Raw genomic sequence first — 23,255 nt, 5'->3', positions numbered from 1 at the left:
CGACGATCCCTCGCAACGATCCTACCGCGTCAGCCTCTTGTAGGTCATGCGGTGCGGATTGACGGCTTCGGGCCCCAGCCGGCGGATCTTGTCCTGCTCATAGTCCTCGAAATTGCCCTCGAACCATTCGACATGGCTGTCACCCTCGAAGGCGAGGATGTGGGTCGCCAGGCGATCGAGGAACATGCGATCGTGCGAGATGATGACCGCGCAGCCGCCGAAATTTTCCAGCGCATCTTCGAGCGCGGCAAGCGTTTCCGTATCGAGATCGTTGGTCGGTTCGTCGAGCAGCAGCACATTGCCGCCGGTCTTCAGCATCTTGGCCAGGTGCACGCGGTTGCGCTGGCCGCCGGAGAGATTGCCGACCTTCTGCTGCTGGTCACCGCCGCGGAAGTTGAACGATGCGCAATAGGCGCGCGTGTTGGCCTCGAACTTGCCAAGCTTGACCACTTCGGCGCCGCCCGAGATTTCTTCCCACACGGTCTTCGAAGGATCGAGCGCATCGCGGCTCTGGTCGACATAGCCGAGCTTGACCGTCTCGCCGACGCGGACGGTGCCGGCATCGGGCTTTTCCTGGCCGGTGATCATGCGGAACAGCGTCGTCTTGCCGGCGCCGTTCGGGCCGATGACACCGACGATGCCGCCCGGCGGCAGCTTGAATTCCAGGCCCTCGATCAGCAGCGTGTCGCCAAACCCCTTCGACAGGCCGTCGACCTCGATCACCACATTACCGAGCCGCTCGCCATGCGGGATGACGATCTGCGTGTCGGTCGGGCGGCGCTTGTCGGCCGCATCCAGCAGGTCCTGGAAGGCCTGGATACGCGCCTTGGACTTGGTCTGGCGGGCCTTCGGGCTCGATTGGATCCACTCGCGCTCGCGGCCGATGGCGCGCTGGCGGGCGTCGTCTTCGCGGCCTTCCTGCTTGAGGCGCTTGGCCTTGGCTTCGAGGTATTTGGTGTAGTTGCCCTCATAGGGAATGCCGCGGCCGCGATCGAGTTCGAGGATCCAGCCGGTGACGTTGTCGAGGAAATAGCGATCGTGGGTGATGATCATCACGGCGCCGGGATAGGCGCGCAGATGCTTTTCCAGCCACGCCGTGGTTTCAGCATCGAGATGGTTGGTCGGTTCGTCGAGCAGCAGAAGATCGGGCTGGCGCAGCAGGAGCTGGCAGAGCGCGACACGGCGGCGCTCACCGCCCGAAAGCTTGGTGACGTCGGCATCCTTGGGCGGGCAGCCCAGCGCTTCCATCGCCATTTCGACCTGCTGTTCGAGATCCCACAGGTTCAGCCGGTCCATCTCGTCCTGGAGCTTGGCCGACTCGTCGGCCGTCTCGTCGGAATAGTTCATCATCAATTCGTTGTAGCGCTCGATGATGGCGGTCTTGGCGGCGACGCCTTCCATGATGTTCTCGAACACCGTCTTCTTCGGGTCGAGCGCCGGCTCCTGCGCCAGGTAGCCGACGGTGGCGCCTTCGGCCAGCCACGCCTCGCCGCTCCACTCCTTGTCGATGCCGGCCATGATCTTGAGGATCGTCGACTTGCCGGCGCCGTTGGGGCCGAGAATGCCGATCTTGGCATCGGGATAGAAGGACAGATGAATGTTCTCGAGCACCTTCTTGGTGCCATAGGCCTTGTTGAGGCCGGCCATGTGATAGATGAACTGGCGTGCCACGCGCGCTTTCCCTGAAAACTTGACTGGCCCAGAAAAACTGACTGGATTTGTCGAATTGAATGGAGGTTGGCCGCTATGTAGGCGATGCGGCGGCGAACGGCAATCGCTTTTGCCAGATCAAGCTGAACACACGGACAAGTGTGCGCTGACCGCCGAAGTTTTCCACCCGTCGCGAGGCGCGTTGAAATCTCTGGTTAACCCTTCCGCGTCACAACAGGATCGGGGTGGAATCGCTGGCTGGCCGCGATTCCGGTAGAGAAAGCGGATCGACGGCATTGCTGAACAGTTTCCTGCTCATTGCCGAAGCGGTCGTCTACTTCAGCGTCATGGTGACGCTTTTCCGCTTTCGCAAGCGCATTGGCCTCGGCGTCTTCGTCTGCGCGCTCGGCGTCATGCATTTCCTGGAAACCTATCTCGCCAGCGTCTTTTACGTCGCGCTGCCGTTCGGCATGGTATCGCCGGGCTCGGCGGTGCTGTTTTCGGGCAAGCTGGTGATGCTGCTCCTGCTCTACATCAAGGAGGACGCCGCCACAGTGCGCCAGCCGATCTACGGCCTGCTGCTCGGCAATGCGCTGATGATCGGGCTGGTGCTGCTCTTGCGCCTGCACGTTATCGCTCCCCTCCCCGACGGCAAGCTTCCCGATATCGGCTTCATCGACGAGATGGGTTGGCTGATGGTGTGGGGCACGACGCTGCTCGTCATCGACGCCATCCTGATCATCCTGCTCTATGAAAAACTTGGGCGCCATCTACGCAAGGCTCAGTTCGCGCGCATCCTGATTTGCGTCGCCTGTGTGCTGACCTTCGACCAGGCCGGCTTCTTCACCGCGCTGCATTTCGTCGCCGGCGCGCCGATCGCGGTCTTCTTCGGCGGCTGGTTCGCCAAGATGGCGGCGGCGCTGACCTTCAGCGCCATGCTCGTGGCTTACCTGAAATGGTTCGAGGCCCGCGACATTGCGCTGCCGCGCGGGCTGACCGATATTTTCGAAACCCTGACCTATCGCGAGCGCTATGAAGCGCTGGTCGAACATGTCGGCCGCGACGGCCTGACCGGCCTGCTGCACCGCGGCCGCTTCGACGCCGACGGTGAAGCCGCCGTCGAGGTCAGCCTGCGCACGGCGAGACCCCTCAGCCTGCTGATCGTCGTTGTCGATCATTTCAAGTCGATCAACGACCGTTTCGGCCATGCTGAAGGCGACAAGGTGCTGAAAGCGGTCGCAAGCCTGCTTCGCGAAGTGGCGAGCGCCGAAGACCAGGTGTTCCGGATCGGCGGCGAGGAATTCGCCATCCTCAGTTCACGTCCGCATTCGGTCGCCAGGCTGTTTGGCGAAAGCATCCGCCACGCTGTCAAGGCATCGACGGTCACCAGCCGCTTCGAGTTGACCGTCAGCGCCGGCGTTTCAACCGTCGGCGAAACGACACGCTGCCTTGCCGATTTGTTCGCGCTCGCCGACCAGCGCCTCTACAAGGCGAAGTCGACCGGACGCGATCGCGTAATCGGCGAGCCGGGCGGCCACGAGCCCGACACCGCCCTTGCCTGGACGAAGTCGGCGCAGTTCTAGTTCTGATCTAGGATTTTCTCTGTCGCGCAATACCGGTCAGCGTCGAGACCGCCATCAGCGCGATCGCCAGCCATTTCAGCGCGGTGATGATCGGCCCGGCCTGGATATCATAGGCAATGAACAAAAGAATGCCCGGCACCAGCAGCCCACACATGATCAGCATGATGCGGTTGATCTGCCAGGACACTTTTGCGGCCAGCGCCTCATCGCCGGCAGTGGGGGCCAGCGCCGCGCGCATCGTCTTGCCGCCCACCATCATGGCCGAGAGGCGCATCGAGATCGGCAGGCCAAGACCGATGATGAGGAAGGCGCAGGCGGCCAGGAGCAGCGAAAACTTCAGCGCGCTGGTTTCGGCCGGCACCGGAAACAGCAGCGTCGCCAGCGGCAGGAAGACGGCGAACATGCCGATGGCGGCGATGGCGATGAAGATCACCGCGTTGACGATGGTGAACAACTGGTAGGTCCAGGCGCCGATCGGCTCGGACAGTGTGCGCATGCGCGCCCACTCGGCATCGCTATAGGAAAAGCCCGGCCACTCCATCCGGGCGTCGTTGATCGAAACCATGCCCTTGGCCCAGAAAGCCAGCCGCGCCAGCGCACTGCTTGTCATGCCATCCATTGCCGCCCCCGTTCAATGATGCCGGGACAGCATAGCACCACTTCACTGGCCGGCGACAGCCGCGACGGCGTATCGAAAGCCCGCTGCGTCCTTACTGGAACCCGATCGCGTCAACGGTGCCGGTCGGGCAACCCGCCTTGTTGGTCGGCACAGAGGCCAGCAGCAGGTCCTTGAGCGAAGCGTTCGGGCCAATCGGGCCGGCTAGGCCGAGCGTCAGTTCGCCGATCAGCCGCCGGCCGTTCGAAGGATCGATGACGCAGGATACCCGCACGCGATCCCCTGCCCCGGCGCCGAAAGCCTGATCGAAGGCGCCTCGGATCTGGTCCGCCGTCAGCTTGCCGCCAATGGTCTTGACGAAGAGTTCGCGCACCGGCGAGGCGTTCACCTGTCGCATCAGGCCGAGCGCATCGGAAAAATACTCCTGCTGGCTCTTGCCGTAGCAGGTACCGTGCTTGATCCATTCATGCCGTTCCAACTGGGAGGCCGTGCCCGGCATCACCTGATCGAGCTCCTTGCGGGTGCCGGCGTCGAGATTGACCGGCGGCAGGTCCTTCCAGTGGGCCGGATTGTCGTTGGCCTTGTCGCCTGCGGCCACCTGGCAATAGAAATTGCCGTTCGGCTGCGGCCACAGGCCGTGCAAGGTGAAGTTGGTGGCATCGAACTCGTTCGGGCTCTGCGCCCTGCATTCGGTCTTGTTCGACTTGGTCTCGCAAAAAGCCGGCTGCCAGCTCAGCGCGAAGACATATTCGGGTTTTCCCGAGGCGGCAGGCTTGCCTTGTCCGCCAGGTGCCGCCGGCACCGTCGCGGCATTGCTGCCCGACAGATGGCCGCAAGTGACCTTTACCCAGCGGCGTTCCGGATCGGCGCCCGGCACCAGGATCAGATAATGCGTCGGCGTATCCTTGTTGCCGGCAAGCAGCTGGTAGCTCTGTCCGGCATCGGTCGAAACATTGCCGGGGTTCTTGCCGTTCTTGATGGCCTGCGTTGCCGGACAGGCGGCGTCGGCAACGAAGGTGCCGCTCATCTTGACGTCGGCATGCGCAGCATTGACCAGCGACACCGCCAGCATGGCCAATCCGAAAACGACACCAATGCGCATGAGAAATCCCCGGCTGAGAAAGTGGGCGACAGAGTGAAGCTGTCTCCATGTCAGAATTGCGATATTTTGCTGGCCCGTGGCAAGAAAGATCGTCGCGCAAAAACAGTTGCTGTGGATTGACGCAAAACCGGCGTCAGCGCAAACAAAACCAACAACGATAAAATGAGGAGAGAGGGCGGCCATGCCTTTCAATCAGCAACGCATGGTCCGCTCACCGACCGGCGCCGATCTCAATCTCCTCGCCAGCCGCGCTGAAGGCAAACCGCGTGCGGTCATTCAGATCAACCACGGGCTGGCCGAGCACGCCGCGCGCTATGCCCGCTTTGCCGATTTTCTCTCTGCGCGCGGCTTCCATGTCTATGTCCATGACCATCGCGGTCATGGCGCGACCAAGGCGCCAGACGCACCGATCGGCAAATTCGCCGACAGGGATGGCTCGGCCAAGGTGATCGCCGATGTCGATGCCATCCACGATCTCATCGCCGGCGAATGCCCTGATCTGCCGGTCATCCTCTTCGGTCACTCGATGGGCGCGTCGGTGGCGCTGAACTACCTCCTGGGCCATTCGCCACGCATCCATGCCGCCGCAATCTGGAACGGCAATTTCTCGCAAGGACTGCTTGGCCAGGTGGCGCTCGGCATCCTCGCCTGGGAACGGATGCGGCTGGGCTCCGATGTCCCGTCCCGCCTGCTGCCGAAACTCACCTTCCAGGCCTGGGGCAAGGCGGTGCCCAACCACCGCACGCTGTTCGACTGGCTGTCGCGCGACGAAGCGGAGGTGGCGAAATACATCGCCGATCCGCTGTGCGGCTGGGATGCGTCTATCTCGATGTGGCGCGACGTGGTCTCGATGGCGCTGAACAGCGGCAAGGATGCCGCCTTCGCCGGCATCCGGCGCGACCTTCCCGTCGCCATCATCGGCGGCGAGAAAGACCCCGCCTCGGACTACGGCAAGGGCATAACCCACCTCGCCAACCGCATGCGCAAGATGGGCTTTTCGAATCTCGTTTCAAAGGTTTACGCCGACACCCGCCACGAAAGCCTGAACGAGCTGAACCGCGACATCATCATGGATGATTTCGCCGCCTGGGCCGACGGCGTGCTGAAATAACGACCCGCATCCATTGCAAACCGGCCCGTTGGCCCATTGCAAGGGCCGTGACAGCCGATGCCGGGCTTGATAGAGGCTCTGCTTTCGCAGCAATCATGGTGATTTATGGCCGAACCACCCCTGAAAGGCGTCCGCGTCGTCGAACTCGCCCGCATCCTTGCCGGGCCGTGGGCCGGGCAATTGCTTGCCGATCTCGGCGCCGATGTCATCAAGGTCGAAAGCCCAGATGGCGGCGACGACACCCGCAAATGGGGACCGCCCTTCGTCATGAGCCATGACGGCGAGAACCTGTCCGCCGCCTACTACCATTCCTGCAACCGCGGCAAGCGTTCCATCGCCATCGATTTCTCGACGCCGGAGGGTGCGGAAACCATCCGCCGGCTGGTGGCGACAGCGGACGTCCTGATCGAGAACTTCAAGCTCGGCGGCCTGAAAAAGTACGGGCTCGACTATGACAGCCTGCGCAAGATCAACCCGCGTCTTGTCTATTGCTCGATCACTGGTTTCGGCCAGGATGGCCCCTACGCGCCGCGCGCCGGCTACGACTTCATCATCCAGGCCATGGCCGGCATGATGTCGATCACCGGCGAAGTCGGGCGCGAGCCGCAAAAGGCCGGCGTCGCCATCTCGGACATCTTCACCGGCCTCTATTCCGTCATCGCCATCCAGGCTGCGTTGCGCCATGCCGACCAGACCGGCGAAGGCCAGCACATCGACATGGCGCTGTTCGACACGCAGATCTCGGCGCTCGGCAACCAGAACCTCAACTATCTCGTCTCCGGCAAGTCGCCGGTGCAGATGGGCAACGCGCATATGAACATCGCCCCTTACGAGGTGGTGCCGGTCCGCGACGGCCACATCATCCTGGCGGTCGGCAATGACGGTCAGTTCGCCAAATTCTGCGCCGCCGTCGGGCTGGATGAGCTGTCGACCAATCCCGACTTCGCCACCAATCCGGCCCGCGTCGCCAACCGGGTGAAGCTGCGCGAACGCATCGTCAAGGCGCTGAGCACGGTCGATCGCGCCCCCCTGCTGGCAAAGCTGGAAGCAGCAAGCGTGCCGGCAAGCCCGATCAACACGATCGGCCAGATGTTCGCCGACCCGCAGACGATCGCGCGCGGCATGAGGCTCGACCTCGATGACGGCCATGGCAATCTTCTGCCTTCGGTGCGCGCACCGATGGTGATGTCTGAAACGCCGCTGGTCTATGAACGCCCCTCGCCACGCCTTGGCGAACACACTGACGAAATCCTTGCCGAACTGGAGAAATCAGCGAAATGAAGACCGGTGGACAACTGATCGTCGACGCACTGGAAGCCAACGGCACCGACCGCATCTTCTGCGTGCCCGGCGAATCCTATCTGGCGGTGCTCGACGCGCTGCATGACTCGGCGATCCGCACCATCGTCTGCCGCCAGGAAGGCGGTGCGGCGATGATGGCCGACTGCCAGGGTCGGCTGACGGGCAAGCCCGGCATCTGCTTCGTCACCCGCGGCCCCGGCGCCACCAACGCCTCCGCCGGTATCCACATCGCCATGCAGGATTCGGTTCCGCTCATCCTGTTCATCGGCCAGGTCGCCAGCCACGCCAAGGAGCGCGAGGCGTTCCAGGAGGTGGATTACAAGAAGTTCTTCGGCGACATCGCCAAATGGGTGGTCGAGATCGACGACGCCGCGCGCATCCCCGAATTCGTCACCCGCGCCTTCGCCGTCGCGACGTCGGGACGGCCTGGCCCGGTCGTCATCTCGCTCCCCGAAGACATGTTGACCAGCGAGGTCGACGCGCCGCAAGCCCTCCCCCGCACGCCGGTCGAGACCTATCCCGGCGGAGCCGAACTCGACGCGCTGGAAATGCTGCTCAATGGCGCCAAGCGACCGTTCGTCATCCTCGGCGGCACGCGCTGGAATGAGGAAGCCGTCGCGCACATGCGCACCATATCAGAGGCATGGTCGCTGCCCGTCGGCTGCTCCTTCCGCCGCCAGATGCTGTTCGATCATCTGCATGCGAACTACGCCGGCGACGTCGGCATCGGCATCAACCCCAAGCTGGCGGCGCAGATCAAGGCAGCCGACGTCGTGCTGCTGATCGGCGGCCGTATGGGCGAGATGCCTTCCTCCGACTATACGCTGCTGAAAAGCCCCTATCCCGACCAGGCGCTGGTGCATGTCCACGCCGACGCCGGCGAGCTCGGCCGCGTCTACCGGCCGACACTGGCAATCAACGCCTCGCCCGCCGCTTTCGTCGAAGCCTTTGCCAAGCGCAAGCCGGCGGCCAAGCCTGTATGGGCGGGCGAGACGGAAAAGGCGCATGCTGCCTATCTCGACTGGTCGACACCGCCGGAAAGCGGCCCCGGCCCGGTCCATATGGGCCCGATCATGAACTATCTGGAAAAGATGCTGCCCGACGACGCCATCCTCACCAACGGCGCCGGCAACTACGCCACCTGGGTGCACCGCTTCCACCGCTCCCGCCGCTTCGCCACGCAGGCGGCGCCAACCTCCGGCTCGATGGGCTACGGCACCCCGGCCGCGGTTGCCGCCAAGGCGCTTTATCCGGATCGCACCGTGGTCGCCTTTGCCGGCGACGGCTGCTTCCTGATGAACGGCCAGGAGTTCGCCACCGCCGTGCAGTATGACCTGCCGATCATCGTGATCGTCGTCAACAACGGCATTTACGGCACCATCCGCATGCACCAGGAGCGCGAATATCCCGGCCGCGTCGTCGCCACGGATCTCAAAAACCCCGACTTCGCGGCTTTGGCGCGCGCCTATGGCGGCCATGGCGAGACGGTGGAGAAGACGGCCGACTTCGCGCCCGCTTTCGAGCGTGCCAGCGCCAGCGGTAAGCCGGCCATCGTCGAAATCAGGCTCGATCCCGAAGCGATCACGCCAACCCGGACGATGACGCAGATCCGCGACAAGGCGTGATCCAACCAAAAGGGGCGGTCGCCCGCCCCTTTTGTCGAAGCGCTTTGCGCTACTTCGCTGCCTCGATCTGGCCGCGGATCTCGCCGTCCTTGTTGGCGGCGGTGTGGACGTTGACATAGTAGTTGCCGGCCGCCAGGTCGGCGGCTTGCGCGTCCGTCAGCGTTGCCGACCCTTTGATCGGGCTCTTGAGCTTGCCTTTGAACGGGATGACGGGAGCGGCATTTGCCCCCATCGCCGCCGGGCCGTGAATGTGCGCGGCCGTGGCCGGTCCGCTGAGGCCGGAATATTTGACGTCCCAGCTGAGCTTCTTCTTGGTGGTGTCAAAGGTGAGTGTAGCTGTGCCTTTGCCCTTGGTGGTGACGGGCGGACTCTGCTGGCTGCCATCGAGCGTCGCCTTGTATTTCACCACCTCGGCCATGGCCGGAGATGCGAGCAGGAAAGCGGTCGAAATGGCCAGCGCCGAAAATACCGGCAGGAAAGAATGAGTGCGCATAAAGAACCTCCGATTGGCTGTCGCATGGGTCACGGTCCCCCGACGCGCGCATGCTCCAACGCAACGGCTGGGCGGCGCAATGTTTCCCTGCACACGTTTTTGTGACCGGGAAAACAAAAAGGGGCGATCGCCCGCCCCTTCCAGCTTCCAAAGGAGAGCCGTCAGACCGCCGCCAGCGCCTGCGTCAGGTCGGCGATCAGATCGTCCGGATGCTCGACACCGATCGACAGCCTGACCGTGGTCTCCAGCACGCCGATGCGCTGGCGCACGTCGAAGGGAATGCCGGAATGGGTCATGGCCGCCGGATGGCTGGCGAGCGATTCCGTGCCACCGAGGCTTACCGCCAGCTTGAAGATCTGCAAGGCGTTGAGAAACGCGAAAGCCGCCTTCTCTCCACCCCTGATGTCGAAGGAGAAGGTCGAGCCGGCGCCACTGCATTGCCTGAGATAGGCGCGCCCCGCCGGCGTATCCTCGCCGAGGAAGGGCAGATAATGCACCTTCTCGACCTTGGCATGATCGCGCAGGAATTCGGCGACCAGGCGCGCATTGTCGTTGGCCCGCTCCATGCGGATCGACAACGTCTCCAGCGAGCGGCCGAGCATCCAGCAGGAATGCGGATCAAGCTGCGTGCCGATCGCGCCGCGCAGTGCCTTGATCGGCTTGGTGACCGCCTTGCTGCCCATGGCCGCGCCCGCGATGAGGTCGGAATGGCCGCCGACATATTTGGTCAGCGAATAGACCGAGACATCGGCGCCGTGCTCGATCGGCCGCTGGAAGACCGGGCCGAGCAGCGTGTTGTCGCAGACGATGATCGGCGCGGCACCTTGCTTGGCACCGATCTCGTCGGCGATCGTCCGCATCAGTGCGATATCGACCAGGCTGTTGGTCGGGTTCGACGGCGTCTCGATCAGGATCACCGAAACACGCCCCTTCGCCACCGCGGCATCGGCCGCCGCCCGCACCGCCTTCTCGTCGACACCGTCGGCAAAGCCGACAGCGCCGATGCCGAAGCCGGACAGCGTGCGCGTCAAAAGCGTCTCGGTGCCGCCGTAGAGCGGCTGCGAGTGCAGGATGACATCGCCGGGGCGGGCATAAGCGAGCAGTGTGGTGGCGATCGCCGACATGCCTGATGAAAACAGAATGCAGGCATCCGTCCCCTCATAGATCGCCAGCCGGTCCTCGACGATCTCGCTGTTGGGATGATTGAAGCGCGAATAGACCAGGCCCGACGCCGTGCCGCTCGGCGGTTCCTTGCGGCCCGACGTGTAGTCGAAGAAGTCGCGTCCCTCTTCCGCCGATTTGAACACGAAGGTCGAGGTCAGGAACACCGGCGGCTTGACCGCGCCTTCCGAAAGCTGCGGATCGAAGCCATAGCTCAGCATCAGCGTCTCCGGATGGAGCTTGTGGTTGCCGATATGGGTTTTCGACGGGCGTGGCGCGGTCATGGTTTTTTCCTGCGTTCAAGGGGATATCGCGTCGCAATTTATGCGATCCAGATCAGCCAGTCCTTGCTATTTTCAGCCCTACATGGCTGCTTGCCAGCAAGAAATTGCCTGGAGCGATGAAAAGTGCAGCAGAAGATAGCCGATGATTTCGACCTCAAGATTCTGCGCGAACTGCGCGCGGACGCCCGCATCACCAACAACGAGCTTGCCGAGCGCATTGGCCTGTCGCCGTCACCATGCCTCAGGCGGGTGCGGCGGCTGGAGGAGGCCGGCGTCATCAGAGGCTACACCGCGCTGGTCGATCCCGCCGCCTTCGGCTGGAGCATGGTCGCCATCGCCACCATCCGGCTCGGCCGCCAGAACGAGGACGAGATCGTGATGTTCGAGGACGCGATCCGCGGCTGGGAAGAGGTGCTGGAATGCCACCTTGTCACCGGTTCGCGCGATTATGTGCTGAAGGTGGTGACGGGCAGCCTGGAGCAGTATGAGCGCTTCATCAAGGAGAAGATCGCGCGGCTGAAATGCGTCGCCTCGATCGAGACCAGCTTCGTCATGAACACCATAAAGGAACGGCGCCTCTGAGGGCGCCGTTCCATTTTACGTCAGAGCATGACCTTTGCGGGATCACGCTCAGCAAGGTTTACTTGATCGCCTTGTCGGTGATCGCGGTGGTGTAGGCGCCTTTCGGCTCCTTGGTGATGATCTTCTGGTCGAGCAGTGCCTTGGCGGTGCGCTCATAGGTCGCCGGATCGAGCTTGCCGTCGGCATTGTCGACCAGCTTGGCGATTTCGCTCATCATCCGCTTCTGGTGGTTCTCGTTCTGGCCACCACCGTCCATGACGATGCCTGCGGCTTCGTCATTGTTGTCGATGGCGTATTTCCAGCCCTTCATCGAGGCGCGCACGAAACGCACCATCTTGTCCTCGAAGGCCGGGTCCTTGAGCTTGTCTTCCGAGGCATAGAGACCGTCTTCAAGCAGGTCGTTGCCCATTGCCGAGTAGTTGAACACGGTCAGCTGTTCCGGCTTGTAGCCGGCATCGATCAGCTGCCAGTACTCATTGTAGGTCATGACCGAGATGCAGTCCGCCTGCTTCTGGATCAGCGGCTGCACGTCAAAGCTCTGCTTCAGGACGGTGACGCCGTCCGGGCCGCCATCGGTCTTGAGGCCGAGCTTGTTCATCCAGGCGTAGAACGGATATTCATTGCCGAAGAACCAGACGCCGAGCGTGTGGCCCTTGAAGTCGGCTTCGGTCTTGATCGGGCCGTCCTTCGGGCAGACCAGCTCCATGCCGGCCTTCTTGAACGGCTGGGCGATGTTGACCAGCGGCACGCCCTTTTCACGCGCGGCGAGCGCCCCGCCCATCCAGTCGACGATGACATCGGCGCCGCCGCCGGCGATCACCTGCTCGGGCGCAATATCCGGGCCGCCCGGCTTGATGTCGACGTCGAGACCTTCAGCCTCATAGAAACCCTTGGCCTTGGCGACATAGTAGCCGGCAAACTGGGCCTGCGTGACCCATTTCAGCTGCAACGTCACCTTGTCGGCGGCCATTGCCTGGAAAGCGGCCAGCGACATCGCACCGGCCAGAACGGGAATAACAAGTCTTTTCATCTTTTTACCCTCTGAAGTTTGCACCCTTAAACCCACCGCCCCTATCCACCACGGACAGAGGGATGCCAAAACGTGACGGCTCTTTCGACAAGAGCGACCACGCCATAAAAGACCGAACCCGCCAGTGCTGCAACTGCGATTTCGGCCCAGACCATGTCGATGTTCATCCGCCCGACCTCGGTCGAGATGCGGAAGCCCATGCCGACGACGGGCGTGCCGAAGAACTCGGCGACGATGGCGCCGATCAACGCCAGCGTCGAGTTGATCTTCAGCGCGTTGAAGGTGAAGGGAGCCGCCGCCGGCAGCCTGAGCTTGATCAGCGTCGGCCAGTAGCCCGAGGCATAGGTGCGCATCAGGTCCCGCTCCATATGGCCGGAGGCGGCGAGGCCTGCGACCGTGTTCACCAGCATCGGGAAGAAGGTCATGATGATGACGACAGCCGCCTTGGACTGCCAGTCGAAGCCGAACCACATCACCATGATCGGCGCCACGCCGATGATCGGCAGCGCCGAGACCATATTGCCGATCGGCAGGAGCCCGCGACGCAGGAACGGCACGCGGTCGGCCAGGATCGCGGTGATGAAGCCGGCGCCGCTGCCGACGACATAGCCGAAGATCACCGCCTTGAAGATGGTCTGCCGGACATCGGCGCCGAGCACCGGCAGCGAATTGGCGATACGCACGCCGATGGCGCTCGGCGGCGGCAACAGGATGAAGGGAATGCCGGCACCCCGCGTCACCGCTTCCCAGATGATCAGGATCCAGGCGCCGAAGATGGCAGGAATGATCAGGCGCAGCGCGTTCCGGGCCGAGCTCGCCATCGGGCGAAGCCCCGACAGCACCGCCACGCAGCGCCAGCCAAGCAGCCAGGCGGCCGTGAGCAGCAGGAAGTACGGTGCCAGTGCCGTGCCTTCGAAACCGGCAATGCCCGAGATCAGCAGCCAGGCAACGAGATGGGCGCCGACAAACAGCACGACGGCCTCCGCAAGCGACGGAATCCTGATCATCGAGACCAGCGCCGCGACGATCGCCAGGCCGAGCATCACGCCCTTGGTTCCGAGATAGGGATAGTTGATGCTGACCGCCGGATCCGCGAGCGCCGCCGCTTCCGGCTTCGACATCGCGCCAAGCGCGATTGCGACTACGCACAACACGATCGCCAGCACCGCCTGCCAGGAGGGTTTCAGCCAATTCATGCCGGCCTCCCGCCCATGGCGCGGTCGACGAGGCGTCCGGCAATGCCGACCACCATGACCAGAAGCGCCGCCACGATCGAACCGGCGACCAGCGCCGACCAGATATCGATGGACTGGCTGTAATAGGCGCCGGCGAGCAGCTTGGCACCGATGCCGGCGACAGCACCTGTCGGCAGTTCGCCGACGATGGCGCCGACCAGGCTTGCCGCCACCGCCACCTTCATCGAGGTGAACAGGAACGGCACCGAGGCCGGCACGCGCAGCTTCCAGAAGGTCTGCGAGGGGCTGGCATTGTAGGTGTGCATCAGATCGAGATGCATGATCTCGGGCGAGCGCAACCCCTTGACCATGCCCACCGTCACCGGGAAGAACGACAGATAGGTCGAGATCATCGCCTTCGGGATCAGCCCGGTGATGCCGATAGCCGCGAGCACGACGATGATCATCGGCGCCACGGCCAGGATCGGAATGGTCTGCGAAGCGATGATCCACGGCATCAGGCTGCGGTCGAGCGTCGCCACATGCACGATGCCGACCGCGATGATGATGCCGAGCGCCGTGCCGAAGGCGAAGCCGAGCAGCGTCGAGGACAGCGTCACCCAGGCATTGTAGACGAGGCTGCGGCTCGAGGTGATGGGCCGCAGAAACGTGTTCTCGAAGAAGTTCACCGCCACCTGATGCGGCGCCGGCAGCGTCGGCTTCGGCTGCGCCAGCGTCTTGCCGATGAATTCGACGGTGCCGGGGGTCTCGTTGGCCCGGGTGTCGAGATCGCGCTGGAATGGCGCGTTGAGGATGACGGCCATGACGTACCAGAGCACGACCATGCCGGCGACGATGGAGGTGACCGGGATGAGCTTGTCGCGGAAGCTATCCATGGGAAGCGCCCCCTCCTCTCCCCACCGGGGAGAGGGTGGCCGGAGCGAAGCGAAGGCCGGGTGAGGGGGAGTGTATCTGCCCCTCAAGCACCGCCAATATCGTATCCAGCACTGCCCGCCGTTCCGCCAGAACCTCGTGATTCCAGAAACGAAGAACAGAATAACCATGGCTGTTCAGCCAAGTTGTTCTGCTTTCATCAGTCAGGGACTCCGCATGTTGGCTGCCATCGATTTCAACGATCAAGCTCTTCTCGCGGCAGAGAAAGTCGGCGAAGAACGGGCCGAGTGGCACTTGCCTTACGAACTTGTAGTCGTTGAGGTGACGCCCCCGTAGCTCGCCCCAAAGCCGGTATTCGGCCTTGGTTTCGTCAAGCCGCAGCTCTCGGGCACGCTCCGTGGCCCCGGCCTTCCTCTTGGCCGGATGCGTCGGCGCCGCCCCCTCACCCGACCTCCGCTTCGCTCCGGCCACCCTCTCCCCGGTGGGGAGAGGAGGAACCCAGTCCTCGCCCCGCTCAATCATCATAGCTGTGCCCTGCCCTCAACCCATCCCGCACGCGCGCCGCGATCGCCAAAAACTCCGGCGTTTCGCGGATGTCGAGCGGCCGCTCCTTCGGCAGCGTCGATTCGATGATGTCGCTGACGCGGCCGGGACGCGGTGACATCACCACGATCCGCGTCGACAGATACACGGCTTCCGGAATGGAATGGGTGACGAAGCAGATGGTTTTGTTCGTCCGCCCCCACAGTTCCAGCAATTGCTCGTTGAGGTGGTCGCGCACGATCTCGTCCAGCGCGCCGAACGGCTCGTCCATAAGCAGAAGGTCGGCGTCGAAGGCGAGCGCGCGGGCGATCGAGGCGCGCTGCTGCATGCCGCCGGACAGCTGCCAGGGATATTTCTTCTCGAAGCCGGAAAGGTTGACGAGGTCGAGCGTACGCTTGATGCGCTCCGCCTGCTCTGCCCTCGACAGGCCCATGATCTCCAGCGGCAGGCCGACATTGCGCTCGATGGTACGCCAGGGAAAAAGGGCCGCGGCCTGGAAGACATAGCCATAGGCGCGTTTCTCGCGCGCCTGTTCAGGCGTCATGCCGTTGACCGAGATCGTGCCTGATGTCGGCTTCTCCAGATCGGCGATGACGCGCAAAAGCGTGGTCTTGCCGCAACCCGACGGTCCGATGAAGGAGACGAACTCGCCCTTGCCGATCGTCAGGTCGACATTGGACAGCGCCTGGACGGGGCCGTCATTGGTCTGGAAGGTGAGGCCAAGTTTGCTTGCCGCGACGACGGCTGGCGAAATCCCTGTCATCGGCCGTTGCCTGCCTGTTCCCGCCACAGCGGCGCCGGCCGGAATCCGATTGCTTTTATCGCGATGTTGTTTTCCACTTACCCTGTCCCATTTGGCCCTGTCCCACTAAGCCTGTCCCACTCAAATCGACGCCCGGAGTTCCCCGATGTCGCCCAAACCCACTTGTCATCTTATCCGCCCTGAAAGCACTTATGAAGGCAAGCAGGGTTTGACCTATTTCGCCGGCATTGCCACGGAGTCGGTCGGCTCCTCCGGCATCTGCATGCATGTGCTCACCATGCCTCCCGGCGCCCGCGCCAAGGCGCATCTGCACGAGAACCATGAAACGGCGATCTACGTTCTCTCCGGCGAGGTCCATACCTGGTATGGCGACCGGCTCGAGCACCACATCGTCGTCAAGGCCGGCGACCTCTTCTACATTCCGGCCGGTGTGCCGCATCTGCCGGCCAATCTGAGCAACGCTCCCTCTTCGGCCGTCATTGCCCGCACCGATCCCAACGAGCAGGAAAGCGTCGTCCTGCTGCCGGAGCTGGATGCGCTGGTCGCCTGACGCTGATGGGATCGCGGTCATTTGCACCGCGAGACTTCGCCCATGACGTTGCCGTCCGCATCGGTGATCGTCAGCTTCTTGGCGTTCTTGGCACTGCGCTTGATGATGAAATTGGTCGGCGCCTGTCCCTCCTCGCCTTCCGCCTCACATGTCGCCGTCACCACCAGCGATCCGTCAGCCTGCGCTTGCGTCTTCGTGAACGTGCAGGCGCTGGCGGCGGTGATCAATTCCTTGTCGGTCAAAAGCAGCATCTGATCGGCGGCGACTTCCTGGCCGTTTCGGTTGATGCAGCCATATTTGTCGCCATAGGGTTTCGACAGGTCGATGCCTGCCGCGAATGCCTGACCGGCAGCCAAAACGACAACTATCGCAACAGACAGACCAAAACCACGCATGCTCATCCCCCAGATCCCGATGGTCAAAAAATCACGAACATGATTGCAGCGGCCCCAGTTCCTCGAGGCCGGGAATGGTGACGAAGAAACCATCCGCACCCTTGTTGGTGACCACAACTATTTCGATCGTCGTCCCCGCCTCGCCCTCGGCGGAACAGGTAGAACGCAGCGATTGCGGGCCTGGCACTGAGGTCAATTGCCGCTCGAACCGGCAACCGCTGCCATAGGTCTCGATGCCTTCCGCGGTCAGCAGGATATAGGCATCGCTGTCCTGATAACCGGCCTTAGTGCCGGCACAGCCGACATCATTGCCCCAGGAGCCTGCCAGCACGCCGGCCGCGGTCGCCGGACCACCGGCAACTGCCGCCAGGACCACTGAGATGAGCGCGGCCGAACGCGCCAAGCCTAGACCCCCGTCGCCGGGATGCCGGTCCGTTCCACCTTGCGCGGCGCGGTGATGTCTTTCCACGTCGACAGCGCCCGGTTGACCGCCGCGTTCGGCTCGCGGCCGACGAACTGGCCATGGCCGGGCTTGGCCTTCACCTCGGCTTCCTCGATCGACAGTTCGCCGCGCGAGAAGACAAAGCGCGGCAAGCCGGTCACCTCGAAGCCTTCGAAGACATTGTAGTCGATGACCGACTGCTGCTTTTTCGAGGTGATGGTTTTCTTGCGCTCCGGGTCCCAAACCAGGATGTCCGCGTCGGCGCCTTCAACGATGGCGCCCTTCTTCGGGTACATGTTGAGGATCTTGGCGATGTTGGTCGAGGTCACCGCGACGAACTCGTTCATCGTCAGCCGACCGGTGTTGACGCCCGTGGTCCACAGCATTGGCAAGCGGTCCTCGAGGCCGCCAGTGCCGTTCGGGATCTTGGTGAAGTCGCCGATGCCGTTGCGCTTCTGCTTGGTGGTGAAGGCGCAATGGTCGGTCGCCACCACCTGCAGCGACCCGGCCTGCAGGCCCGCCCACAGCGAATCCTGGTGCAATTTGTTGCGGAAGGGCGGGCTCATGACACGGCGCGCCGCATGGTCCCAGTCCTTGTTGAAATACTCGGTCTCATCAAGCGTCAGGTGCTGGATCAGCGGCTCGCCGAACACCCGCATGCCCTTCTGCCGTGCCCGGCGGATGGCCTCGTGGCTCTGCTCGCAGGAGACATGCACGACATAGAGCGGCACGCCGGCCATGTCGGCGATCATGATGGCGCGATTTGTGGCCTCGCCTTCCACTTCCGGCGGCCGCGAATAGGCATGGCCTTCCGGGCCGTTATTGCCGGCGGCGAGCAGCTTCTGCGACAGCGCCGCAACCACATCGCCATTCTCCGCATGCACCAGCGGCAGCGCGCCAAGGTCGGCGCAGCGCTGGAACGACGCATACATCTCGTCGTCGTCCACCATCAGCGCGCCCTTGTAGGCCATGAAGTGCTTGAACGAGGTGATGCCCTTGTCGACGACGGTGGCCATCTCGTCGAACACCTGCTTGCCCCACCAGGTGATGGCCATGTGGAAGGAATAGTCGCAGGCAGCCTTGGACGTCTTGTTGTCCCACATCTGCAAGGCCTCAAGCAGCGATTGCTGCGGCGACGGCAGGCAGAAATCGACCACCATCGTGGTGCCGCCGGCAAGGGCGGCCCGCGTACCGGATTCGAAATCGTCGGCCGAATAGGTGCCCATGAACGGCATTTCGAGATGGGTGTGCGGGTCGATGCCGCCGGGCATCACATAGCAGCCGGTGGCGTCATACTCATGGTCGCCATGCAGGTCCGAGCCGATGGCAACGATCTTGCCGTGGCTGAACAGCACGTCGGCCTTCCAGCTGCGATCAGCGGTGACGACGGTGCCGTTCTTGATAACTTTGGTCATTTTCTGTTCCCTTGTTCTCTTCGCGCTTCTTTATGAGCGGCGTTTGGAATCTAGATGTCTAAGTTCACTCCACGATGACGGCGGTCTCCACCACCGCATGGAACAGCACATCGGCGCCGGCGCCCGCCCATTCCTTGGTGATTTCCTCGGCCTCGTTGTGTGACAACCCGTCAACACACGGGCACATCACCATGGCGGTCGGCGCGACGCGGTTGATCCAGCAGGCATCGTGGCCCGCACCCGAGACGATGTTGCGGTGCGTATAGCCGAGGCGGTCGGCGGCATCGCGGATGGCTTTCACACAGCCCGCATCAAAGGTGACCGGATCGAAATGGCCGACCTGCTCGATCTTGTTTTGGATGTCGAGCGCCTCGCAGATCGTGTCGATGCCTTCGCGGATGCGGCCATCCATGGCATCAAGCACTTCCTTCTCGGGCGAGCGGATGTCGATGGTGAAGACGGTGCGGCCGGCGATGATGTTGCGCGAGTTCGGGAACACTTCCATGTGGCCGACCGCGCCGACGGCGTCGGGCTGATAGTCCATGGCGATTTCGTGCACCAGTTCGACCACGCGGGCCATGCCGAGCCCGGCATTGCGGCGCTTGGGCATCGGCGTCGAGCCGGTATGGGCTTCCTTGCCGGTCAGCGTCACCTGCAGCCATTTCAGGCCCTGGCCATGGGTGACGACGCCGATGTCGATGCCTTCGTCCTCGAGGATCGGCCCCTGCTCGATATGCAGTTCGAAGAAGGCGTGGATCTTTCTGTCGCCGACCTTCTCGGTGCCCTTCCAGCCGATGCGCTCCAGCTCCTCGCCGAATTTCTTGCCTTGCTTGTCGGTATGCTCGTAGACATCGGCCTGTTCGAGCACGCCGGCGAACACGCCCGACGCCATCATCGCCGGCGCGAAGCGCGCACCTTCCTCGTTCGTCCAGTTGGTGACGACGATCGGATGTTTTGTCTTGATGTCGAGATCGTTGAGCGAGCGCACGATCTCCAGGCCGCCAAGAACGCCGAGCACGCCGTCATATTTGCCGCCGGTCGGCTGCGTATCGAGATGGCTGCCGACATAGACCGGCGGCAGGCTGGGGTCGGTGCCTTCGCGGCGGGCAAACATCGTGCCCATCTCGTCGACACCCATTTCGAGCCCAGCGGCATCGCACCAGCGCTTGAACAGATGCCGGCCCTCGCCGTCTTCGTCGGTCACGGTCTGGCGATTGTTGCCGCCGGCAATGCCGGGACCGATCTTCGCCATTTCCATCAGCGAATCCCACAAACGGTCTGAATTGATTCGCAGATTCTCGCCGGGTGCGGCCATTCAAAACCTCTCCAATTGCATGTCACCCATCGGGCGGCGGGAACCGCCGCCCGATGGGTTGAATAGACTAGTCGATCGACCTCAGCACTTCACGCACATGGTCGATCAGTTCGTTGATCTGGCCCTTGGTGATGATCAGCGGCGGCGACAGCGCGATGATGTCGCCGGTGGTGCGGATCAGCGCGCCACGCTCGAACGCCTTGACGAAGGCCGAGAAGGCCCGCTTGGTCGGGCTGCCGGCGATCGGCGCCAGTTCTATCGCGCCGATCAGGCCGATGTTCCTGATGTCGATGACATGTGGCTCGCCCTTCAGCGAATGCAGCGCGTCCTCCCAATAGGGCGCCAGTTCCTCGCCACGGGTGAGCAGGCCCTCTTCCTTGTAGGTGTCGAGCGTACCCAGGGCCGCGGCGCAAGCGATCGGATTGCCCGAATAGGTGTAGCCGTGGAAGAACTCGATCATGTGCTCGGGGCCGGTCATGAAGGCGTCGTGAATTTCCTTCTTCACGAACACCGCGCCCATCGGGATGACGCCGTTGGAGACGCCCTTGGCGGTGGTCATGATGTCGGGCGTGACGCCGAAATAGTCGGCGGCGAACGGCGCGCCGAGACGGCCGAAGCCGGTGATGACCTCGTCGAAGATCAGCAGGATGCCGTGCTTGGTGCAGATTTCGCGCAGCTTCTGCAGATAGCCCTTGGGCGGCAGGATGACGCCGGTGGAGCCGGCGACCGGCTCGACGATGACGGCGGCGATGGTCGAGGCGTCATGCAATGTGACAATGCGCTCCAGCTCATTGGCGAGCTCCGCGCCATATTCCGGCACGCCCTTCGAGAAGGCGTTCTTCTCCGGCAGATGCGTGTGTGGCATGTGGTCGACGCCGCCGAGCAGCGTGCCGAACATCTTGCGGTTGCTGACGATACCGCCGACCGAGATGCCGCCGAAATTGACGCCGTGATAGCCGCGCTCGCGGCCGATCAGGCGGGTGCGCGCGCCCTCGCCCTTCACCCGGTGATAGGCGATCGCCATCTTCAGCGCGGTCTCGACCGATTCCGAACCGGAATTGGTGAAGAAGACGTGGTCCATGCCCTTGGGCGCGAGGTCGACCAGACGGTTGGCCAGTTCGAACACGATCGGATGGCCCATCTGGAAGGCCGGGGCGTAGTCGAGCTCGGCGGCCTGATGCTGGATCGCTTCGGTAATCTTCGGCCGGCAGTGCCCGGCATTGACGCACCAGAGGCCAGCGGTGCCGTCCAGCACCTTGCGGCCGTCGCTGGTCGTGTAATGCATGTCCTTGGCGGACACGAACATGCGTGGCGCCTGCTTGAACTGCCGGTTTGCCGTGAACGGCATCCAGAATGCGCTGAGATCGTTCGGCGTGACTTTCAGCCGGTTGGACATGACCAAGACTTCCCCTTGTAACCTGTTTCGGTGCGTCCAACGCTTGGTCTTTGCGCCGTTTTCATGCTACGCAAATTTTTGACCGATTGGACAAACGTTAGCACCGCCCTGTCGGCGGTCAAGGGATTACTAGCGGAAATGCGGCTCCTGAAGTGCGTTCCACAGCCCAGGGAAAAACTGGTCCAGAGAATTGGTCCAGATGACCGCCAACATGAGGGTTCGCAACGGTGAACACCGGCACGGAAGCGCCTCGCCGTACCCGCATCCAGCAGGAAAAGCGCGAGCTCATCCTGGAGGCCGCACTCGAAGTGTTCTCCACCCACGGCTTCCGCGGCTCGACCATCGACCAGATCGCCGAAGCCGCCGGCATGTCGAAGCCCAACCTGCTCTATTACTTCCGCCGCAAGGAGGACATTCACGAGACGTTGATGCAGCGCCTGCTCGACACCTGGCTGGCGCCGCTGCGCGAGCTCGACGACATCGGCGACCCCATGACCGAACTCAGGAGCTACATCAGGCGCAAGCTCGAAATGGCGCGCGATTTCCCGCGCGAGAGCCGGCTGTTCGCCAATGAAATCCTGCAAGGCGCGCCGCGCATCATGCCGCTGCTGGCCGGCGAGCTGAAGACGCTGGTCGACGAGAAGGCCGCCATCATCAAGGGCTGGATGCGCGCCGGCAAGATCGCCAAAACCGACCCTTGGCACCTGATCTTCTCGATCTGGGCAACGACGCAGCATTATGCCGATTTCGACGTCCAGGTCCGCGCGGTGCTCGGGCCGAACCGCGGCGGCGACGGCCGCTTCGAAGATGCCGCAAGGTTCCTGGAGCAGTTGTTTCTTGAGGGGCTGAAGCCGAGGGGGTGACCCCTCTCAGGCGCTGCGCCGCTCGGCCGGCAGCGCGTCCAGCAGCTTCTGCAGCTTGGCGATCGAGTTGTGCTCGGCGAGCGGCGTGTAGACGATCAGCTTCATATCGGAGCCGTCATCGATCGACAGGCTCATATGCTCGAACACCATCGGGCCGGCGATCGGGTGGCGCAGATGCTTCATGCCGGACAAGCGGTGCACGACGTCGCGTTGCGGCCACCATTCCCGGAACTCGGGACTTGAGCGCATCATCAGCGCGATCAGTCGCTCGAAATCCGGATCGCCGACATATTTGGCGCTCTCGGCGCGGAACGCGGCGAGGGTTGCGCGCGCCAGTTGCTCCCAGTCCACCAGGAGATGCCGCCGGTGCGGATCGGTGAACACGCCGTGGATGATGTTGCGGGCGTCGCCATCGAGCTGGCCGTAATCGCCGAAAATGGCAACGGCCGCGTCATTCCACGCCAGCACGTCCCAGCGCGGACCGACGACATAGGCGGGCTGCAGGACAAGGCTTTGCAGCATATGCAGCAAGGGGCCTTCGACCTTTCCTGCCGCGATACGGCGGCGCTCCGGCTGCTGACGGCCGGCAAGCGTGAACAGATGCCGCTTCTCGGCGGCGTCGAGGCGCAGCGCCGCGCACAGCGCCGTCAGCACCTCCACCGAGGGGCGCACGTCCCTGCCCTGCTCCAGCCAGGTGTACCAGGTGGTGCCGACGCCGGCGATCATCGCCACCTCCTCGCGGCGCAGGCCTGGCGTGCGCCGCCTGAGACCAGTCGCGATGCCGGTCGCCGAGGGCGTGAGCCTTTCGCGGCGTGAGCGCAGGAAAGCGCCGAGTTCGCGCCGGCGGCTGTCTTCAGCGGAATGAGATAGGGCATCCATGATGGCTATTATAGCAGTACTGATACCAGGATAAAGTTTGAACTGTTTGAGGTCGGCCGGATCTCCCATCTTGCGTCCAGAGCGAC

23 protein-coding genes are annotated in these 23,255 nt (G+C 63.2%); 7 read left to right on the top strand and 16 right to left on the bottom strand.

Translation table 11 applies throughout. From position 1 onward, the window contains the following. Window positions 1-21 precede the first annotated feature (21 nt). Complete coding sequence (gene ettA / locus CKW40_RS22835) at window positions 22-1,671, bottom strand: energy-dependent translational throttle protein EttA (RefSeq protein WP_095202120.1); 1,650 nt, start codon at window positions 1,669-1,671, stop codon at window positions 22-24. Between the two features lie 275 nt (window positions 1,672-1,946). Here ettA and CKW40_RS22830 point away from each other — a divergent pair, with 275 nt between their 5' ends. Beyond that, window positions 1,947-3,233 (top strand): GGDEF domain-containing protein, encoded by a 1,287-nt coding sequence (locus tag CKW40_RS22830; RefSeq protein WP_095202119.1) that lies wholly within the window; start codon window positions 1,947-1,949, stop codon window positions 3,231-3,233. Between the two features lie 7 nt (window positions 3,234-3,240). Here the strand turns inward: CKW40_RS22830 and CKW40_RS22825 are convergent, their stop codons facing one another. Together CKW40_RS22825 and CKW40_RS22820 are read right to left on the bottom strand one after the other, a co-directional pair. Beyond that, window positions 3,241-3,852: a hypothetical protein gene (locus tag CKW40_RS22825; RefSeq protein WP_095202118.1), complete on the bottom strand. Its 612-nt coding sequence runs from the start codon at window positions 3,850-3,852 to the stop codon at window positions 3,241-3,243. Window positions 3,853-3,943: 91 nt separating this feature from the next. Continuing rightward, window positions 3,944-4,951, bottom strand: coding sequence for a ribonuclease T2 family protein (locus CKW40_RS22820; protein WP_095202117.1), 1,008 nt, complete (start codon window positions 4,949-4,951; stop codon window positions 3,944-3,946). Between the two features lie 181 nt (window positions 4,952-5,132). On the opposite strand from CKW40_RS22820, the gene CKW40_RS22815 reads away from it, so the two are divergent. The 3 genes from CKW40_RS22815 (at window position 5,133) to CKW40_RS22805 (ending at window position 8,989) form a co-directional block, all read left to right on the top strand. After that, entirely contained in the window at window positions 5,133-6,062 is a 930-nt protein-coding gene (locus CKW40_RS22815) for an alpha/beta fold hydrolase (protein ID WP_095202116.1), read from the top strand. Between the two features lie 105 nt (window positions 6,063-6,167). Beyond that, window positions 6,168-7,343: a CaiB/BaiF CoA transferase family protein gene (locus CKW40_RS22810; protein WP_095202115.1), complete on the top strand. Its 1,176-nt coding sequence runs from the start codon at window positions 6,168-6,170 to the stop codon at window positions 7,341-7,343. Beyond that, window positions 7,340-8,989 carry a thiamine pyrophosphate-binding protein gene (locus CKW40_RS22805; RefSeq protein WP_095202114.1) on the top strand — a complete coding sequence of 550 codons (1,650 nt, stop codon included), beginning with the start codon at window positions 7,340-7,342 and terminating at the stop codon, window positions 8,987-8,989. The genes CKW40_RS22810 and CKW40_RS22805 overlap by 4 nt, the downstream gene beginning before the upstream one ends. A 49-nt stretch (window positions 8,990-9,038) precedes the next feature. Here CKW40_RS22805 and CKW40_RS22800 read toward each other — a convergent pair whose 3' ends face one another. Both CKW40_RS22800 and CKW40_RS22795 read right to left on the bottom strand, forming a co-directional pair. Next, entirely contained in the window at window positions 9,039-9,482 is a 444-nt protein-coding gene (locus CKW40_RS22800) for a CHRD domain-containing protein (RefSeq protein WP_095202113.1), read from the bottom strand. Window positions 9,483-9,643: 161 nt separating this feature from the next. Further along, window positions 9,644-10,927, bottom strand: a complete 1,284-nt coding sequence (locus CKW40_RS22795) for a cystathionine gamma-synthase family protein (RefSeq protein ID WP_095202112.1) — start codon at window positions 10,925-10,927, stop codon at window positions 9,644-9,646. Window positions 10,928-11,050: 123 nt separating this feature from the next. Between CKW40_RS22795 and CKW40_RS22790 the strand changes: the two genes are divergently transcribed. After that, window positions 11,051-11,509: an Lrp/AsnC family transcriptional regulator gene (locus tag CKW40_RS22790; protein ID WP_095202111.1), complete on the top strand. Its 459-nt coding sequence runs from the start codon at window positions 11,051-11,053 to the stop codon at window positions 11,507-11,509. A 58-nt stretch (window positions 11,510-11,567) separates the two neighbouring features. Here CKW40_RS22790 and CKW40_RS22785 read toward each other — a convergent pair whose 3' ends face one another. The 5 genes from CKW40_RS22785 to CKW40_RS22765 are packed head-to-tail and all read right to left on the bottom strand — an operon-like array spanning window position 11,568 to window position 15,914. Continuing rightward, the gene (locus CKW40_RS22785) at window positions 11,568-12,539 is read right to left on the bottom strand and encodes an ABC transporter substrate-binding protein (protein WP_095202110.1); all 972 of its coding nucleotides are present in this window, start codon (window positions 12,537-12,539) and stop codon (window positions 11,568-11,570) included. A gap of 41 nt (window positions 12,540-12,580) precedes the next feature. Continuing rightward, window positions 12,581-13,735 (bottom strand): ABC transporter permease, encoded by a 1,155-nt coding sequence (locus tag CKW40_RS22780; RefSeq protein WP_095202109.1) that lies wholly within the window; start codon window positions 13,733-13,735, stop codon window positions 12,581-12,583. Continuing rightward, window positions 13,732-14,610 carry an ABC transporter permease gene (locus tag CKW40_RS22775; protein ID WP_095202108.1) on the bottom strand — a complete coding sequence of 293 codons (879 nt, stop codon included), beginning with the start codon at window positions 14,608-14,610 and terminating at the stop codon, window positions 13,732-13,734. The genes CKW40_RS22780 and CKW40_RS22775 overlap by 4 nt, the downstream gene beginning before the upstream one ends. Next, window positions 14,603-15,130, bottom strand: a complete 528-nt coding sequence (locus CKW40_RS22770) for an endonuclease domain-containing protein (RefSeq protein ID WP_244571262.1) — start codon at window positions 15,128-15,130, stop codon at window positions 14,603-14,605. Before CKW40_RS22770 ends, CKW40_RS22775 begins: the two co-directional genes overlap by 8 nt. Beyond that, window positions 15,123-15,914, bottom strand: coding sequence for an ABC transporter ATP-binding protein (locus CKW40_RS22765; RefSeq protein WP_027057889.1), 792 nt, complete (start codon window positions 15,912-15,914; stop codon window positions 15,123-15,125). Before CKW40_RS22765 ends, CKW40_RS22770 begins: the two co-directional genes overlap by 8 nt. 145 nt (window positions 15,915-16,059) lie before the next feature. Between CKW40_RS22765 and CKW40_RS22760 the strand changes: the two genes are divergently transcribed. Further along, window positions 16,060-16,464, top strand: coding sequence for a cupin domain-containing protein (locus CKW40_RS22760; protein WP_015317160.1), 405 nt, complete (start codon window positions 16,060-16,062; stop codon window positions 16,462-16,464). Window positions 16,465-16,481: 17 nt separating this feature from the next. Here the strand turns inward: CKW40_RS22760 and CKW40_RS22755 are convergent, their stop codons facing one another. The 5 genes from CKW40_RS22755 to aptA form a co-directional block, all read right to left on the bottom strand. Beyond that, on the bottom strand, window positions 16,482-16,859 hold the full coding sequence (locus CKW40_RS22755) for a hypothetical protein (RefSeq protein WP_179298072.1): 378 nt from the start codon (window positions 16,857-16,859) through the stop codon (window positions 16,482-16,484). 31 nt (window positions 16,860-16,890) lie between these two features. Next, on the bottom strand, window positions 16,891-17,262 hold the full coding sequence (locus tag CKW40_RS22750) for a hypothetical protein (protein ID WP_095202105.1): 372 nt from the start codon (window positions 17,260-17,262) through the stop codon (window positions 16,891-16,893). A gap of 2 nt (window positions 17,263-17,264) precedes the next feature. After that, on the bottom strand, window positions 17,265-18,716 hold the full coding sequence (gene hydA / locus CKW40_RS22745) for a dihydropyrimidinase (protein ID WP_095202104.1): 1,452 nt from the start codon (window positions 18,714-18,716) through the stop codon (window positions 17,265-17,267). 64 nt (window positions 18,717-18,780) lie between these two features. Next, on the bottom strand, window positions 18,781-20,031 hold the full coding sequence (locus CKW40_RS22740) for a Zn-dependent hydrolase (RefSeq protein ID WP_095202103.1): 1,251 nt from the start codon (window positions 20,029-20,031) through the stop codon (window positions 18,781-18,783). A gap of 67 nt (window positions 20,032-20,098) precedes the next feature. Then, a complete protein-coding gene (gene aptA, locus CKW40_RS22735; RefSeq protein WP_095202102.1) occupies window positions 20,099-21,427 on the bottom strand; it encodes an omega-aminotransferase AptA in 1,329 nt (442 codons plus the stop codon). Window positions 21,428-21,654: 227 nt separating this feature from the next. On the opposite strand from aptA, the gene CKW40_RS22730 reads away from it, so the two are divergent. Continuing rightward, on the top strand, window positions 21,655-22,290 hold the full coding sequence (locus CKW40_RS22730) for a TetR family transcriptional regulator C-terminal domain-containing protein (RefSeq protein WP_095202101.1): 636 nt from the start codon (window positions 21,655-21,657) through the stop codon (window positions 22,288-22,290). 6 nt (window positions 22,291-22,296) lie between these two features. Here CKW40_RS22730 and CKW40_RS22725 read toward each other — a convergent pair whose 3' ends face one another. Then, a complete protein-coding gene (locus CKW40_RS22725; protein WP_095202100.1) occupies window positions 22,297-23,169 on the bottom strand; it encodes a helix-turn-helix transcriptional regulator in 873 nt (290 codons plus the stop codon). Window positions 23,170-23,255 lie beyond the last annotated feature (86 nt).

The organism is Mesorhizobium carmichaelinearum (assembly GCF_900199455.1).
GTDB lineage: Bacteria > Pseudomonadota > Alphaproteobacteria > Rhizobiales > Rhizobiaceae > Mesorhizobium > Mesorhizobium carmichaelinearum.
The sequence above is the reverse complement of the archived record's forward strand: the minus strand, read 5'-3'. Positions and strand labels throughout refer to the sequence as shown.